Below are 14,986 nucleotides of genomic sequence, written 5' to 3' on the forward strand. Positions count from 1 at the left end.
TTCGCGCAGATCCCCCCTCCCACATTTAGTACCGGGTACCTATGCCCTTACAACACACGCCCCATCGCCTTCATCAACAGCAGATCCCGCCCATAAATATCCGGCGCATACACCACCCCACCCTGACGATCCACCTCCACCGTCCAGTACCCCAGCAACACCGGCACCGGTGTCGCCAGTCTGAACTCATGGGTCACCCCCGTCGCCAACAGCTCATCGGTGCGCGCACGCTCGGCCGGACTCACCAGCCAATCGCGCAGCAGCAGCGGCTGCTCGACCCGCACACACCCCGAGCTGAACGCACGCGGGCCCTTGGTGAAGAGCGGCTGGCTCGGCGTGTCGTGCAGGTACACCGAATACGGGTTGGGAAAACGCATCACGATCTTGCCCAGCGGGTTATGCGGCCCGGCCTGCTGACGCAGCAGGATGTTGCCGGGCCGCGCCCAGTCGATCTGCTCGGGCGCCAGCGGGCGGCCTTCCGGGTCGAGCACTTGCAGGTTCTGCTGACGCAGGTATTCGGGGTTCAGGCGGATGGCCGGGAGTTTGTCCTCGCGCATGATCGTGGGTGGAATGGTCCAGGTGGGGTTGAGGGTGAGCCGCGTGATACGTGACTTGAGCAGCGGCGTCTGGCGTTCGGCGCGGCCGACCTGCAGGCGGGTCTGCCACACCGGGATGCCGCTCTGGTACACGCTCAACTGCGCCGCTGCAACGTTGACCAGCACCCCTTCGGGCTCCAGGTCCTGGGCCAGCCAGCGAAAACGCTCAAGGTTGATGCGTAACTGTTCACGGCGCATCGCCGGGCTGATGTTCAACTCGGCCACGGTGCCGGCGCCGATCACGCCATCGGACTGCAGCGAATGGCTGAGCTGGAATGCCTTGACCGCATTGACCAGTTCCGGACGGTATTGCTTGGCGCTGCCCTTGGGTTCGCTGGCCAGGTAGCCACCGTGGAACAAGCGCCGCGCCAGTTCGGGCACGCGTGGGTCTTCCATGCCGGGGCGCAGCAGAGCGCCACTGGCGATCGCGTCCCACTGCGGCAATGGCTGCTGGCGCACGCGGGCATAGACATTGCGCAAGCTGCGGTAGAGATCGGCGCTGGGCCGCGCCTGGTCGAACGCCTGCGCCATGTCCCGCAGACCGGTGGCGGCAAACGCCAGCACCTCGAGCGTGGGATCGACGCTCGGCGGCTGGGAATGCCACAGCGGTTCGAAACGCGATTGCTGCAGACGCCCGTAATGCAGGTCCTGCAGGGCTTGCAGGTAGTGACGGCTGGTGTCGATATCGCTGCACAGCACATTGCTCGTGGCATCGGCAGTGGGCAGGCGGTAGTGGTCGGGGTCCAGGCCGTCATCGGCCAGCAGCTGCAACTGGGTGTTCAAGCCCTGCCGACGTTCATCGGCGGTCCACAGTGGCGTATCACCTTGCTGCTGGTAAAACGCTTGCAGGCGCGTCAGGGCGGCGGCGTCCACTTGCGCGGCGAAGCCTGGGCAGACGCCCGGCAACTGCGCGAGGACTTGTTGCACGGGGGCCAGCGCGACCGGGGCAGGCGCGACAACCGGTAATGCCTCCAGCGGCAGCTCGTCGGCTGCCGCGACCAGTGGTGCAACGATCAGGCAAAGGCTCAAGTAACATGCGTGTTTTTTGAACAATGACTTTGCTCCAATCCTACAGCGGGGGGGTATGTACTGTAGATGCTGACTTTTATATGTCGCCTCGGTTTCATGACGGTGACCATGGCCACGCTGAGCACTGTTGCGCTCGCCGCCAATGGCAACCCTCCCACGTTGTATAGCAGCCTGGCGCGCTCGGCTCCAGAACTCAATCCCACGGTATTGAAAAGCGCCCTGAGCGCGGTGCAATGCGCGGTCAACAACGGCGAGGAGCGCTCCGAACGCCTGGCCGTGATTGACTACTCCCAGCCTTCTACCGCCCGTCGGCTGTGGATTTTCGACCTGCGCAAGCAGAAGCTGTTGCTGCGCGACCTGGTGGCCCACGGCGCCAACTCCGGAGAAAATTTCGCCACGCAGTTTTCCAACCTCGAAGGCAGCCACCAATCCAGCCTGGGCCTGTTCCGCACCCAGGAAAGCTACCTGGGCACCCACGGCTACTCGCTGCGCATGGATGGCCTGGAGCCGGGCTTCAATGACCTGGCCCGCGACCGCGCTCTGGTGATCCACGCCGCCGACTACGTCAGCCCGCTGTGGAGCAAGCGCGAAGGCCGCATCGGCCGCAGCCAGGGCTGCCCGGCGGTGCGTCCGCAGGTGGCGCGCCAGGTGGTCGACAAACTCAAGGATGGGCAGTTCATGTTCTCCTGGTATCCCGACCAGCGCTGGTTGAAGTCCTCGACGTACCTCAATTGCAAGCCCCAACAGGTGGCAACCAGTCGTACAATCCGTGGCGGTTAGCCTGTCCCCACCGAGATAAGAGAGCGTCCCATGCTTCTACACACGTCCACCTGGATCGAGATCGGCCAGTTCCTTGAACGCAGCCGCACGGTGGTCATCCCCATCGGTTCCAACGAGCAGCACGGCCCCACCGGCCTCCTGGGTACTGACTGGATGTGCCCGGAAATCATTGCCCATGAAGCACAAAAGCACGCCGATATGCTGATCGGTCCCACGTTCAATATCGGCATGGCCCAGCATCACCTGGGGTTCCCCGGCACTATCTCACTGCGCCCTTCCACTTTTATCGCCGCCATCGGCGACTGGGTGCGCTCACTGGCCGGGCATGGTTTCGAGAAGATCCTGTTCCTCAACGGCCACGGCGGCAACATCGCGACGATTGAAGCGGCGTTTTCCGAACTGTATGCCGAGGCCAGCTTCGCCCGTCGCCCGGCCGGGTTCGCCCTCAAACTGGTGAACTGGTGGGACCTGGAAGGCGTTACCGAGCTGGCTCAGCGTCAATTTCCAGTGGGCCACGGCAGCCATGCAACGCCTTCGGAGATTGCCGTGACGCAGTGGGCGTATCCGGAGTCGATCAAGTCAGCCGATTATTCGCCGCAGATCGCCAACACCGGCCCGATCCGCGAAGCACTGGACTTCCGCGCCCGCTTCCCCGACGGTCGCATGGGCTCGGACCCGGCCCTGGCGACGGTGGAGAAAGGCGGTGAGCTGGTGGCGTTGGCGGCCCGGGGGCTGGTCAAGACCGTCATCAGTTTCAGCAACGAAGCACGCATTTAAAACGGGAGCCCTTGTGGCGAGCGGGCTTGCCACAGGATGCGTTCGCCTATGGCAGTAGGGGCAAATCAGAACGTTATTGGCACGCCTTCGCCGCCAGCTCAAGCCGCGACGGCTTGATCGCCGAAACCACTGGCTTGCGCTCATACAACGAGACCTTGGTGCCGTCCTGGGACTTGTACGCCTCCAGCACATCGTCGGCGGCAATCTTGCTGCTCAACAACACCGTGGCGTGACGCGAGTTCTGCGTCACGGTGGCGGTGATGCCGTGTTTCTCAAGTTCAGGCAACAGGCACTGCACGTAGGCTTGTGGGGACTTGGCCGTTTGCAGCGTCAGCGACGGAGCGTTCGGGGCGGTAACACATCCGCCCAGCGCCAACGCCATGACCGGTACGAAAAAAGAGCGCATACACCTTCCTGCCTTGATAAAAGAAAAATCCACTTCAGTCCGCGCGCAGAGTCTACGCCAGCGGCGCGTGCCAGCAAATGGCCCGTATGCTGATCACCGGCAGTCGCCAAGGCGGGTCAGGCGCTGATTCTCCCTGTTCCCTGAAAAAACAGAACTTGCGAGGCGTGATGGTGACTATTATCTGAACCGATAATGCACCGCCTATAACGATAAGGACCACGCCATGAAGCCCCACCAGAAGACCTTCGACCGCATCCGCGAAGCCGTATTGCCGGAGTTTCGCGAGCGGATCGCCGACTACCTGGTCGAGTATGAAAACGTGCTTCAGAACGCCGCCGCCGATGCCCAACACGTGCACGACAGCGCCCAGCAGCTACGTGGCTACCTGCGCGGCCTCAACACCACGCGGGTGCTGGGCATGGCGGACTGGGAAGACCTCGACCGGCGGATCGTGCACATCATTGAGCGCCCTGCGGCCCAGGGCGTTGCAGATTGACCCACGCCTGCACCGAGGGCCGCTGCCACTGACGCTGCGCATACGCCACCAGCTCGCCGGGCACGGGGTCACCCTTGAGGATCAGCCGGTTGAGCATCAGGGCAAGGTCCACATCGGCAATCGACCAGTCACCAAACAGGTTCTCCGGGTGCCCCGCCAGCAGCCCCTGCGCCGCGCTGATCAGTTTGCGTGCGGCCGCTTCGGCCACCGGCGACAACGGCGGCATGGTCTGCCCGCAAAACACCACCAGCGTCGAGCGTTCCTGGCGAATGGGCAGCAAGTCACTGCGTAACCAGGCCTGCACCTGCCGCGCCCTCGCCCGCTGCTGCAGGTTGGACGGGTAGACGGCGATTGCAGGATAAGCCGCGTCCAGGTATTCACAGATGGCCGACGATTCAGACAGTGCAAAGTCGCCCTCAACCAGCGTCGGCACACGCTGGGTCAAGGACAGTCGGGCAAAGTCCGCCGCCTGGTGTTGCGCCGCGTCCAGGTCCAGGGTGACGGTGTCGAAGGCCAGGCCTTTTTCCCGCAGGGTGACGAACACCGACATGGCGTAAGGGCTGGCGAACAACGAGTCGACATACAGACGCAGCGGAGCTTGGTGCATGGGTGTTCTCCTTAAGGTGAGTCGCTACGCTACGAGATGTGCCGCGATAAAGACAATGCAGGGTTTTTATGGGGGCATTCCAGGCGGGAATAGCACGCCAACGCTCAGCCTAATGTTATAGGATAACGCCCTCTTCCTGCCCTGCCCTGCGATCCTGCCCATGACTGACGCTGTTCCCCTCCGCCAACGCCTCTTCTCCATCGACGCCCTGCGCGGCCTGGTGATTCTGTTCATGTTGCTCGACCATGTGCGCGAGACGTTCCTGATGCAGCGTCAGGTCGGCGACCCCATGAGCATTGACAGCACCGAACCTGCGCTGTTTGTCAGCCGCACCCTGGCCCATTTGTGCGCGCCGGTGTTTGTATTGCTCACCGGTTTATCGGCCTGGCTTTACGGCCAGAAATACCAGGGCACTCGCGATGTGTCGGCGTTTCTGTTCAAGCGCGGGCTGTTTCTGGTGGTGCTGGAGTTCACCCTGGTCAGCTTTGCGTGGACCTTCCAGTTGCCGCCCAGCGTGATCTATCTGCAGGTGATCTGGGCGATCGGCATCAGCATGATCGCCCTCGCGGCGCTGGTGTGGTTGCCGCGACCGCTGCTGATCACCCTGGCACTGCTGATCATTGGCGGGCACAACCTGCTCGACGGCGTGCACTTCGCGCAGGGTTCAGCGCTGCAACATGCCTGGTCCATCCTGCACGAACGCAGTTGGATCGACGTAAGCGACAGCCTGCGCCTGCGCGTCACTTATCCGGTATTGCCGTGGATCGGCGTGATTGCCCTGGGTTACGGGCTGGGGCCATGGTTTGCGACGGGTATGCAGCCGGCGTTGCGTCAGCGTTATCTGCTGCTGGGCGGCGTAGGCGCGTTGGTGGGGTTCGTGCTGTTGCGGGCCTTCAACGGGTATGGCGAAAAGCCGTGGCACACCTATGACACTGGCGTGCAGACGTTGATGAGTTTTTGCAACATGACCAAATACCCGCCTTCGCTGCTGTTTCTGGCATTGACCCTGGGGATCGGCTTGCTGCTGTTGCTGGCGTTTGAACGCGCCGGGCACAAGCGCTGGATCGGCGTGCTGGCCGTGTTTGGTTCGGCGCCGATGTTCTTCTACCTGCTGCACCTGTACGTGCTGAAAGTGCTGTATATCGCCTGCGTCGCCCTGTTCGGCCTCAATTACGGCAACTACTTCGGTTTCGACAGCGTCGGCGCCATCTGGCTGGTCGCCCTGCTGCTGCCGTTGGCGCTGTACCTGCCGGTGCGCTGGTTTGCCGGTCTCAAGGCACGCCGTCGCGATCTGGGCTGGCTTAAATACTTGTGACACACAGGGCAGGCTCAGCGAGCGGGCTTTAGTGGCGAGCAGGCTTGTCCTGCGTTGGGCTGCGCAGCAGCCCCAAAACCAGCCTGCGCGCAGTATCAGGTATACCGAGGAGTCTTGATTGGGGGCGCTTCGCACCCCAACGCGGGGCAAGCCCGCTCGCCACAACAAGCCCGCTCGCCACAGAGGCTGCGGGTTGCTGCGCGACAGCGCCAAGTGCCGATTTAACGGAGGCTCCCACACTTTTTACCGCGTTACGCCAGTTCGGCACGCAGTTGCCGGGCGGCCGTCACCATGTGAATCAACGCCGCTTCCGTCTCCGGCCACGCCCGCGTTTTCAGCCCGCAATCGGGGTTGACCCACAGGCGCTCGGCCGGAATGCGTTTGGCGGCCTTGCGCAGCAGGTGGGCCATTTCCGACGCATCCGGCACCCGCGGTGAGTGAATGTCGTAGACGCCCGGGCCGATATCGTTCGGGTAAGCGAAGGCTTCGAACGCCTCCAGCAACTCCATGTCCGAACGCGAGGTTTCGAGGGTGATCACGTCCGCATCCATCGCCGCGATGGACTCGATCACATCATTGAACTCGCTGTAGCACATGTGGGTGTGGATCTGCGTTTCATCCCGCACACCCGAGGCACACAGGCGGAACACTTCAGTGGCCCAGTCCAGGTAGCCCTGCCACTGCGCCCGGCGCAGCGGCAAGCCTTCGCGAAAGGCCGCTTCGTCGATCTGCACGATCCTGATGCCGGCCGCTTCCAGGTCGACCACTTCGTCACGGATCGCCAGCGCCAATTGGCGGGCCTGCACTTCGCGGCTTACGTCTTCGCGCGGGAACGACCACATCAGCATGGTCACCGGGCCGGTCAGCATGCCCTTCATGACCTTGCGGGTCAGGCCCTGGGCGTAGCGGATCCACTCCACCGTCATCGCCTTCGGGCGGCTCAGGTCACCGACGATCAGCGCCGGTTTCACGCAGCGCGAACCGTAGCTCTGCACCCAGCCAAAACGGGTGAACGCGTAGCCGTCCAGTTGCTCGGCGAAGTATTCGACCATGTCGTTACGCTCGGCCTCGCCGTGTACCAGCACGTCCAGGCCGAGGTTTTCCTGCACTTCAACGGCGTGTTTGATCTCGCTGTGCATCGCGTCAACGTAGTCGGCTTCGCTCAACCGGCCCGCCTTGTACGACTGTCGCGCCAGACGGATCGAGCCGGTTTGCGGGAATGAACCGATGGTGGTGGTCGGGAACAGCGGCAGCTTGAGACCGGCGCGCTGTTTCTCGATACGTTGGGCAAACGGCGACGGACGCTGGCTGTGCTCGGCGGTTATCGCCGCCACACGGGCCTGGACGGCCGGTTTGTGGATACGCGGCGACGCGGCCCGGCTGGTCTGCACCGCGCGGCTTTCAGCCAGCGCCGCCAGTACGTTCGGCGCTTCAGGCGCGTTGACGGCTTGGGCCAACACCGCCACCTCCGCGCATTTCTGCACGGCAAATGCCAGCCAGCGGTTCAGCTCGGCATCCAGTTGGTCTTCGCGGCTCAGGTCGACCGGGCAGTGCAGCAGCGAGCAGGACGGCGCCACCCACAAGCGGTCACCCAGCCGTTCATGGGCGTGCTGCAAGGTGGCCAGGGCCTGTTCAAGGTCGCTGCGCCACACGTTACGGCCGTTGACGATGCCCAGGGACAGCACTTTATAACCCGGCACGCGGTCAAGAATGGTCGGGTATTGCTCCGGCGCACGCACCAAATCGATGTGCAGGCCGTCGACCGGCAGGTTTGCGGCCAGGCCGAGGTTTTCCTCCAGACCGCCGAAATAGGTGGCGAGCAGTTTCTTCAGCGGGTCGCGCTGGATCAGGTTATAGGCGCGCTCAAAGGCATTCTTCCAGGCCTGCGGCAGGTCGAGCACCAGGATCGGTTCGTCGATCTGCACCCACTCAACGCCCAGGTCCGCCAGGCGTTGAAAAATCTGCCCGTACAACGGCAGCAGGCGATCCAGCAGGTCGAGCTTGTCGAAGTCGGCGCCTTTGGTCTTGCCCAGCCACAGGTAGGTCAGCGGGCCGATCACCACCGGTTTGACGGTATGCCCCAGCTCGCGTGCTTCCTGCACCTCTTCGAACAACTGCTCCCACCCCAGGTGGAATTGCTGGTCCGCGCTGAACTCGGGTACCAGGTAGTGATAGTTGGTGTCGAACCATTTGGTCATTTCCTGGGCGTGGGCGCCGCCGCAGCAAGGGTCGCTGACGCCCCGGGCCATGCCGAACAGGGTGTTCAGGGTGGCCTTGCCGTCCGCCGGGCGGAAGCGCTCGGGGATCACGCCGAACATCAGCGAGTGGGTCAGTACCTGGTCATACCAGGCGAAATCGCCGGCAGGCAGCAGCTCGATCCCGGCGTCTTTCTGCAGTGCCCAGTGGGCCTTGCGCAGGTCACGGCCAACGGCGCGCAGGCCGGCTTCGTCGAGCTCACCCTTCCAGAACGCTTCCTGCGCTTTTTTCAGTTCACGATCGCGTCCAATGCGTGGAAATCCGAGGGAATGAGCGACTGCCATGACGTGCAACTCCAATGTCGATAAAGATGGCAGCCATTGTCGACAGAGCGCCAGCGTGAGACAAACTCATTAAATTGCAGACCATCACAAGTTTCACTCATGTTGCACTCAGGTGCAGATAGAACCCGTGGAGCATGAACCCGGCACACGTCGCCAGCGCCAATCCCATGCAGCGGTTGAACCAGGTGAACGCCGCCGCCCCGCTGATGCGCCGTCCCAGCAGTGCACCGAGCAACGCGTAGACCCAGGGCGCCCCCACGGCGCCCAATCCCAGCAAGGCTGACACGCCAAAGATGGAGGCGCCGGTGATATGCGCCGCCGGCAACATCACACTGGTGATCGGCAACACCGCCACAATGCCCTTGGGGTTGAGCAACTGGATCACCAGGCCGTTCCAAAAGGTGAGTGCCTTGATCGGCGCGGTTGAATCCTCTTCAACCACCGTACGCGCGGTGAACACCTGGTACGCGAGGTACAGCGTGTAGGCGCCGCCGATCAACGCGATATAGGGCAGCGCCGCCTGGGAAACGATCGCTTCACCGGTGTAGCCAAACAGCACGAACATCAGCAGCATCGCGCAGCCCACGCCCAGGTAGAAACCGCTGGATCGACGCAGTTTGCCGGTGAGCCCGGCGTTCAGGCCCATCAGGTTGACGGGCCCCGGGCTGTACATGACGCTGAAGGCGTAGAGAAAAATGTCCATGGCAGACCTGCAAGAGAAGAAGTCCAGCGAGTCTATCCAGGCGCATGTCGCTCGATCTTGTACGTTTGTGGCAGGTGGTCGGGCTGCTGGCCCGCGCCGATCTGAAGTTGTACGAAGCAAAGGCGGCAGGCCGTAATCGGGTCGCCCCCGTCAAATAATCGGCCCCGCAAGCCATTTCAGACAATCACCCCTGTGGCGAGCCCGCTCGCCACACCAAACCCGCTCGCCAAAGGGTTTTAAACGCTCAGTCAATCAATCCCTGGGCGTCATAAAACGGATACGGCCCCGGGTAATCACCAAACACGCCGTTGTGGCTAACCAACCCCTGCCGCGCCTCCCAGCGATGCAACAGATACCCCGCCGGTTCCAGGTTGAAATGCGCCGGGGCCGCGTCCTGCAGATCCAGCACAATCTGATGGGACGTGCCGGGGCATACGCAGCTGAGGCTGCCACCGAAACGCCGCTGCATTGGCCGGTGCAGGTGACCGCACAACAGACGCTCCACCTGCGGATGACGGGCAACCACTTGCTCAAGCGCAGCGGCATTGATAAAGGGTTCACGGTCCATATGGCCGATGCCGCTGATGAACGGCGGGTGGTGCAGGATCAGCAGCGTCGGCGTATCCGGGCGCAGCGCCAGTTGGGCGTCGAGCCACTGCAACTGGCTGTCGAGCAACTGCCCGCCGTGGCTGCCGGGGATGGTCGAATCCAGGCCGATCAGGCGCAGCGGATGGTCATCCACCACCCAGTCCAGGGGCGCCTGCGCCGAGCGTGGCAAGTAGGCGTGGTCGGCAAACGCGTCCAGCAACGGCCCGCGTGTGTCGTGATTGCCGGGCACCAGATAGCAAGGCATGTGCAGGCGCGCGAGTTCAGGGTGCAGCACCGCGTATTCATCGGCGCGGCCGAAGTCCACCAGGTCACCGCTGATCACCACGATATCGGGGCGCGGGTGGCTGGCGTTCAGGTGGTCGACGGCACGGCGCAGCGCGCCCAGGGTATCGACTACGCCATAGGTCAGGCGCTGACCGGCCTTGAGGTGCAGGTCGCTGATTTGCGCAACCAGAAACGGACTGTTCACAGGCAAACGCTCACGCATTGAGGGTAAACAACATGTTCGGCGTGATCGCCAGGGCAATCGGCGCGCCGACGGCATGCAATTGGTTGTCGCTGCTGTCCACCAGCAACGGTTGCGGGCCGCCCACATCCACCAGCAGACGGCTTTGCGCGCCCTGGAAAAACTGCGCCAGCAGGTGCCCGTGCAAGTGCCCCTCGCCATCCATCACACGCAAGTGCTCGGGACGGCAATAGACAGTTGCGGGCACGTCGGCCGCTTGCCACGGCAATTCGCCGCCGCACACCTTCAGGCCCCGGGGCGATTGCGCGATCACCTGGAACGCATTCAGGTTGCCCACAAAGCCTGCGACGAACGCATTCGCCGGCTGCTGATAGATCTCACGCGGGCTCGCCAGTTGGGCCACGCGGCCCTGCTCCATCACCAGGATCCGATCGCCCAGGGCCATGGCTTCGCCCTGGTCGTGGGTGACGAACACGGCGGTGATGCCCAGCCCGCGCAGCAATAGGTCCAGCTCGCTGCGCAGGCGCTCACGCAACTGGGCATCGAGGGCGGCCAGCGGTTCGTCGAGCAACAGCACCTTGGGACGCGGCGCCAGGGCACGGGCCAGGGCGACGCGTTGGCGCTGCCCGCCCGACAGTTCATGAATGCTGCGCCGGCCGTGATTGTGCAGCCCCACCAATTCCAGCAACTCATCACAGCGCTTGTTGCGCTCCAGCGCAGGCACGCCGCGAATCTTCAGGCCGTAGACGATATTGCCGGCCACATCCAGGTTGGGAAACAGCGCGTAGTTCTGAAACACCATGCCCACATCGCGACGTTCGATGGGCAGGCGGGTGACGTCCTGGTCGCCAAAGAACACCTGCCCCACATCCGGCCGTTCCAGGCCTGCAATCAAACGCAGGGTGGTGGTTTTACCGCAGCCGGACGGGCCGAGAATGGCCAGGGTTTCACCGCCTTCGACGGTCAGATCAAGGTTGTGCACGGCCACGGTGCCGTCGGCGAACGCCTTGCGACAGCCCTTGAGGCGAATAGTGATAGCGGTCATCGACGCTCTCCACGAGACAAACGGGCGCTGATGGCCTGCAACGCGATCAGCAGCGGCACGATCATCAGCAAAAAGATAAGGGTGTAGGCACTGGCGATTTCCAGGCGCGCCGAGGCGTAGCTGTCGGCCAGACCCACGGGCAGGGTCTTGGTCATCGGCGTGTGCAGCATCCAGGTCAGGTTGAACTCACCCAGCGAAAGGGTCACCACCATCAGCACACCGGCGAGAATCCCCGCCCGGCAGTTGGGCACCACCACGCTGAAAAAGCGCTTGATCGGCCCTGCCCCGAGGCTTGCGGCGGCCTCTTCCAGCACCGGCAAGTGCTGGCGCTGCATCACCGCCATCACCGGGCGCACCAGAAACGGCAAGGTGAACAGCACATGGCCGACGAGGATGAAGAGCCAACTGCTGCGGAACGCGCCGAACTGGCCATAGGTGAGCAATAACGCCAACGCGCTGGCCAGGCCCGGCATTGCCACCGGCAGCACCATCAATTCCTCGAAGGCGCGGCTGAAGCGGTTGTTCATGCGCACCAGCGCATAGGCCGCCGGCACGCCGACCACGCACACGCACACCGCGCAGGCCAGCGCCAGTTGCAGCGACAGCCACACCGTGGGCGAATAGGCCTGCCACACCTGGATCAACCAGTCGAAGGTCAGGCCGCTGGCCAGGCCAACAAAGAAATTGCGTGTCAGCCCCGCCATTAACGACAACAGCACCGGCACCAGCATGAAGGCGCACACCAGCAGGGTGAACAGCAGTTGCAGCACAAATAACGATGAGCGTTTCACAGAACCGTCCCCGCGTTTTTCACCAGGCGCCGGGTCAGCAACAGCACGGCCCAGGTCAGCGCCCCCAGCACCACCGACAAGGCAGCGGCGACGGCGAAGTTGGCGTAGTTGGTGAACACATTGTAGATCGCCACCGGCGTGACGTTCAGGCGCGTGCCCAGGGTAAAGGCGGTGCCGAAGGCGCCCATGGAGGTGGCAAAGCAGATCGCGCCACACGAGGCCAGCGCCGGTGCCAGGCCTGGGATGATCACATCGCACACCACCCGCCAGTGCCCTGCCCCCAGCGAATGCGCGGCTTCTTCCAGGCTGCGGTCGAGGCTTTCGCACGCCGCCATCACGGTGAGAATCACCCGTGGAATCGAGAAATACAGGTAGCCGACAAACAGCCCCGCCAACGAGTAGGCAAAGATCCAGCGCTCACCGGCCAGTTGCAGGCCCAGCGCCGCGAACAGGCCCTGGCGCCCGGCCAGCAGGATCACCAGAAAGCCCACCACCACGCCGGGAAATGCCAGCGGAAAGGTCAGCAGCGCCACCAGCGCCGAACGCCCGAAAAACTGCTGGCGCGCCAGAAACACACCGCTGGTGCCGCCGATCACCAACGCCGTCAGCGTGACGAACACGGCCAACGCACAGGTCTGCGCCAGGCTGCCCAGGTATTGCGCACTGCTCAGCACCTGCCAGTAGCCGCTGCCGAGGCTGTCGCGGCGTTGGGCCCCGAGCAGCATCAGGTGCGCCAGCGGCAACAGCCAGAACGCCAGCAACAGCGCAAAGGCCGGGGCCAGCGCCCAGGCGGCGCGTGGGGTCGAGGCCACTTACTTGACCTCGTTGAGGTAACGGGCGGCGAAAGCTTCCTGCACGGCGGCCATTTTCTGGTAGTCAACCACACCGGCGCGGGCGTAGTCGCTGTCGGGCAGGAACTGCGCGGCCACCTCGGCCGGCATCTGCACCGGACGCACCGGGCGCAGGTAGGCCTTGGCCCACAACGCCTGGCCCGCATCGGACAGCACGAAGTCGAGCACCTTTTCGCCGTTGGCGCGGTGCGGCGCATTCGCCACCAGGCTCATCACGTAGGGCACGCTGATGCTGCCCTCTTTGGGGATCACGAAGGCGACGTTGGCGTTGTCCTTGTAGCGGGCGCGGTAGGCGTTGAAGTCGTAGTCCACCAGGATCGGCAACTCACCGGACAACACCCGCGCATAGGCTGTCTGCTTGGGCACGATGGGGGCGTTTTTCGCCAGCTTCTGGAAGTAGTCGATGGCCGGGGCGAAGTTGTCGAGGTCGCCGCCCATGGCGCGGTTGATGGCGACCGCCGAGACGTAACCGACAAACGCGCTGGACGGGTCCAGGTAGCCGACCATGCCTTTGTATTCGGGCTTGAGCAGGTCGGCCCAGCTTTGCGGCACGGGCAGACCGCCAAGGGCGTCGACGTTGACCATGATGCCCAGGGTGCCGGAGTGGATCGCGAACCACTGCCCGGACGGGTCTTTGAGGCCGGCGGGAATCTGCTCCCAGCCTTTGGGTTTGTAGCCCTCGACGACGCCGGCCTTTTGCGCCTGCAGACCGAAGGTCACACCGTAATAGACCACGTCGGCGACCGGCGCGGCTTTTTCGGCCACCAACTGCGCCAGGGATTGGCCGGAGTTCTTGTTGTCCAGCGGCACCTGCACACCGGTCTGCGCGGCGATGGCCTTGAGCTGGGTGCCCCAGTCGGCCCAGTCCGGCGGGCAGTTGTAGCAGATCGCGGTGTCGGCGGCCTGGGCCAGGCTGGCGATGCCGCACAGCAGCACGGCGGCCAGGGTTTTACGGAGTGTGCGCATCAGGGTCGTCCTCATGGGGTTGAGTGCTTTCGCCCGGCCGGATATGGCAAGGCAGACAATGGGAAATCGGCGCGTTGCCGGCGATCTGCGCCAGCAACTGGTCAATCACGGTGCTGGCGAGCAGCGCAATGGGCTGCACCACGCTGCACAACGTGGGGTGCAGTTGGGTACCGAGGGTGATGCCGTCAAAGCCCATCACCGAGAGTTGCTCGGGCACGTTCCAGGCGTTGCGGCGCAGCTCGGCGATCAGGCTGATGGCGAGGAAATCGTTGGAGCACAGCAACGCTGTCGGCGCGTCGGGGCCGGTCAGGAATGGCTCGATAGCGGCGAATTCAGCCTGGGTGTGCGCGGGCATTTCGATCACCGGGCGGCTGTTGAGGCCCCAGGCCTTCATCGCATCGCAGTAGCCGGCATGGCGCAGACGCGCACGGTCGGACTGCAACGCGGGGCCGGCGACCATGCTGATGCGCCGGTGCCCCGCGTCCAGCAGGTAACGGGTGGCCAGGGCCATGCCGGCACGGTTGTCCACCGACACGGCGCTGTAATTCGGGTTGCTCGGTTGGTGGTACGCCAGCACGAACGGCGTCTGCTCGTTGGCCAGGCTGTTGAGTACGCTGTTGCTCTCGGCATCGGTGACGGTCAGCACCAGCCCGTCCACGCGCTGGCGCAGCAACTCTTCGACCACGATGCTCTCGCGTTCGCTGCTGTAGTCGGTGGTCGCCAGCAACAGGCTGTAGCCGCGCAATCGCGCGGCGCGCTCCATGGCCTGGAACTGTTCGGCGAACACCGGGTTGAGCAGGTTGGGCACCACCACGCCGATCAGTTGTGTGGTTTGCAGGCGCAGCTGACGGCCCAGCAGGTTGGGCCGAAACCCCAGCTCACGGGCGGCGGCGAACACCTGCTCGCGGGTGGCCGGACGCACCTGGCCGGGGGAGGCAAAGGTGCGCGCGGCGGTGGCACGGGATACGCCGGCCAGGCGCGCAACGTCTTTCAGATCAGGCATGTTCAC

The 14,986-nt window shown here is 63.8% G+C and carries 15 protein-coding genes; 4 read left to right on the forward strand and 11 right to left on the reverse strand.

The window, feature by feature from the left end:
* Nucleotides 1–47 precede the first annotated feature (47 nt).
* Nucleotides 48–1,649 carry a L,D-transpeptidase family protein gene (locus tag TU79_RS07475; RefSeq protein ID WP_057007401.1) on the reverse strand — a complete coding sequence of 534 codons (1,602 nt, stop codon included), beginning with the start codon at nucleotides 1,647–1,649 and terminating at the stop codon, nucleotides 48–50.
* Between the two features lie 42 nt (nucleotides 1,650–1,691).
* Between TU79_RS07475 and TU79_RS07480 the strand changes: the two genes are divergently transcribed.
* Together TU79_RS07480 and TU79_RS07485 are read left to right on the forward strand one after the other, a co-directional pair.
* Complete coding sequence (locus TU79_RS07480; RefSeq protein WP_057007402.1) at nucleotides 1,692–2,405, forward strand: murein L,D-transpeptidase catalytic domain family protein; 714 nt, start codon at nucleotides 1,692–1,694, stop codon at nucleotides 2,403–2,405.
* A 30-nt stretch (nucleotides 2,406–2,435) separates the two neighbouring features.
* Complete coding sequence (locus TU79_RS07485) at nucleotides 2,436–3,182, forward strand: creatininase family protein (protein ID WP_057007403.1); 747 nt, start codon at nucleotides 2,436–2,438, stop codon at nucleotides 3,180–3,182.
* Between the two features lie 73 nt (nucleotides 3,183–3,255).
* Here TU79_RS07485 and TU79_RS07490 read toward each other — a convergent pair whose 3' ends face one another.
* Complete coding sequence (locus TU79_RS07490; protein ID WP_057007404.1) at nucleotides 3,256–3,588, reverse strand: hypothetical protein; 333 nt, start codon at nucleotides 3,586–3,588, stop codon at nucleotides 3,256–3,258.
* Nucleotides 3,589–3,811: 223 nt separating this feature from the next.
* Here TU79_RS07490 and TU79_RS07495 point away from each other — a divergent pair, with 223 nt between their 5' ends.
* The gene (locus TU79_RS07495; RefSeq protein ID WP_057007405.1) at nucleotides 3,812–4,084 is read left to right on the forward strand and encodes a hypothetical protein; all 273 of its coding nucleotides are present in this window, start codon (nucleotides 3,812–3,814) and stop codon (nucleotides 4,082–4,084) included.
* On the opposite strand, the gene yfcF is transcribed toward TU79_RS07495, so the two are convergent.
* Entirely contained in the window at nucleotides 4,047–4,691 is a 645-nt protein-coding gene (yfcF, locus tag TU79_RS07500) for a glutathione transferase (RefSeq protein ID WP_057007406.1), read from the reverse strand. The two genes, TU79_RS07495 and yfcF, sit on opposite strands and share 38 nt — an antisense overlap.
* A gap of 160 nt (nucleotides 4,692–4,851) precedes the next feature.
* On the opposite strand from yfcF, the gene TU79_RS07505 reads away from it, so the two are divergent.
* Nucleotides 4,852–6,006, forward strand: a complete 1,155-nt coding sequence (locus TU79_RS07505) for an acetyltransferase domain-containing protein (protein WP_057007407.1) — start codon at nucleotides 4,852–4,854, stop codon at nucleotides 6,004–6,006.
* A gap of 251 nt (nucleotides 6,007–6,257) precedes the next feature.
* Here the strand turns inward: TU79_RS07505 and metE are convergent, their stop codons facing one another.
* The 8 genes from metE to TU79_RS07545 all read right to left on the reverse strand — a co-directional run bounded on the left by metE (nucleotide 6,258) and on the right by TU79_RS07545 (nucleotide 14,980).
* On the reverse strand, nucleotides 6,258–8,546 hold the full coding sequence (gene metE, locus TU79_RS07510) for a 5-methyltetrahydropteroyltriglutamate--homocysteine S-methyltransferase (RefSeq protein WP_057007408.1): 2,289 nt from the start codon (nucleotides 8,544–8,546) through the stop codon (nucleotides 6,258–6,260).
* 97 nt (nucleotides 8,547–8,643) lie between these two features.
* On the reverse strand, nucleotides 8,644–9,249 hold the full coding sequence (locus TU79_RS07515) for a LysE family translocator (RefSeq protein WP_057007409.1): 606 nt from the start codon (nucleotides 9,247–9,249) through the stop codon (nucleotides 8,644–8,646).
* A 244-nt stretch (nucleotides 9,250–9,493) separates the two neighbouring features.
* Nucleotides 9,494–10,327: a phosphodiesterase gene (locus TU79_RS07520; RefSeq protein ID WP_057007637.1), complete on the reverse strand. Its 834-nt coding sequence runs from the start codon at nucleotides 10,325–10,327 to the stop codon at nucleotides 9,494–9,496.
* Nucleotides 10,328–10,337: 10 nt separating this feature from the next.
* Entirely contained in the window at nucleotides 10,338–11,369 is a 1,032-nt protein-coding gene (locus TU79_RS07525) for an ABC transporter ATP-binding protein (RefSeq protein WP_057007410.1), read from the reverse strand.
* Nucleotides 11,366–12,160 carry an ABC transporter permease gene (locus TU79_RS07530; RefSeq protein WP_057007411.1) on the reverse strand — a complete coding sequence of 265 codons (795 nt, stop codon included), beginning with the start codon at nucleotides 12,158–12,160 and terminating at the stop codon, nucleotides 11,366–11,368. Before TU79_RS07530 ends, TU79_RS07525 begins: the two co-directional genes overlap by 4 nt.
* Nucleotides 12,157–12,972: an ABC transporter permease gene (locus TU79_RS07535; protein ID WP_057007412.1), complete on the reverse strand. Its 816-nt coding sequence runs from the start codon at nucleotides 12,970–12,972 to the stop codon at nucleotides 12,157–12,159. Before TU79_RS07535 ends, TU79_RS07530 begins: the two co-directional genes overlap by 4 nt.
* Complete coding sequence (locus TU79_RS07540) at nucleotides 12,973–13,977, reverse strand: ABC transporter substrate-binding protein (protein WP_057007413.1); 1,005 nt, start codon at nucleotides 13,975–13,977, stop codon at nucleotides 12,973–12,975.
* Nucleotides 13,961–14,980, reverse strand: coding sequence for a LacI family DNA-binding transcriptional regulator (locus TU79_RS07545; RefSeq protein WP_057007414.1), 1,020 nt, complete (start codon nucleotides 14,978–14,980; stop codon nucleotides 13,961–13,963). Before TU79_RS07545 ends, TU79_RS07540 begins: the two co-directional genes overlap by 17 nt.
* Nucleotides 14,981–14,986 lie beyond the last annotated feature (6 nt).

Origin of the sequence: Pseudomonas trivialis, from assembly GCF_001439805.1 — a bacterium.
Classification (GTDB): Bacteria; Pseudomonadota; Gammaproteobacteria; order Pseudomonadales; family Pseudomonadaceae; genus Aquipseudomonas; species Aquipseudomonas trivialis.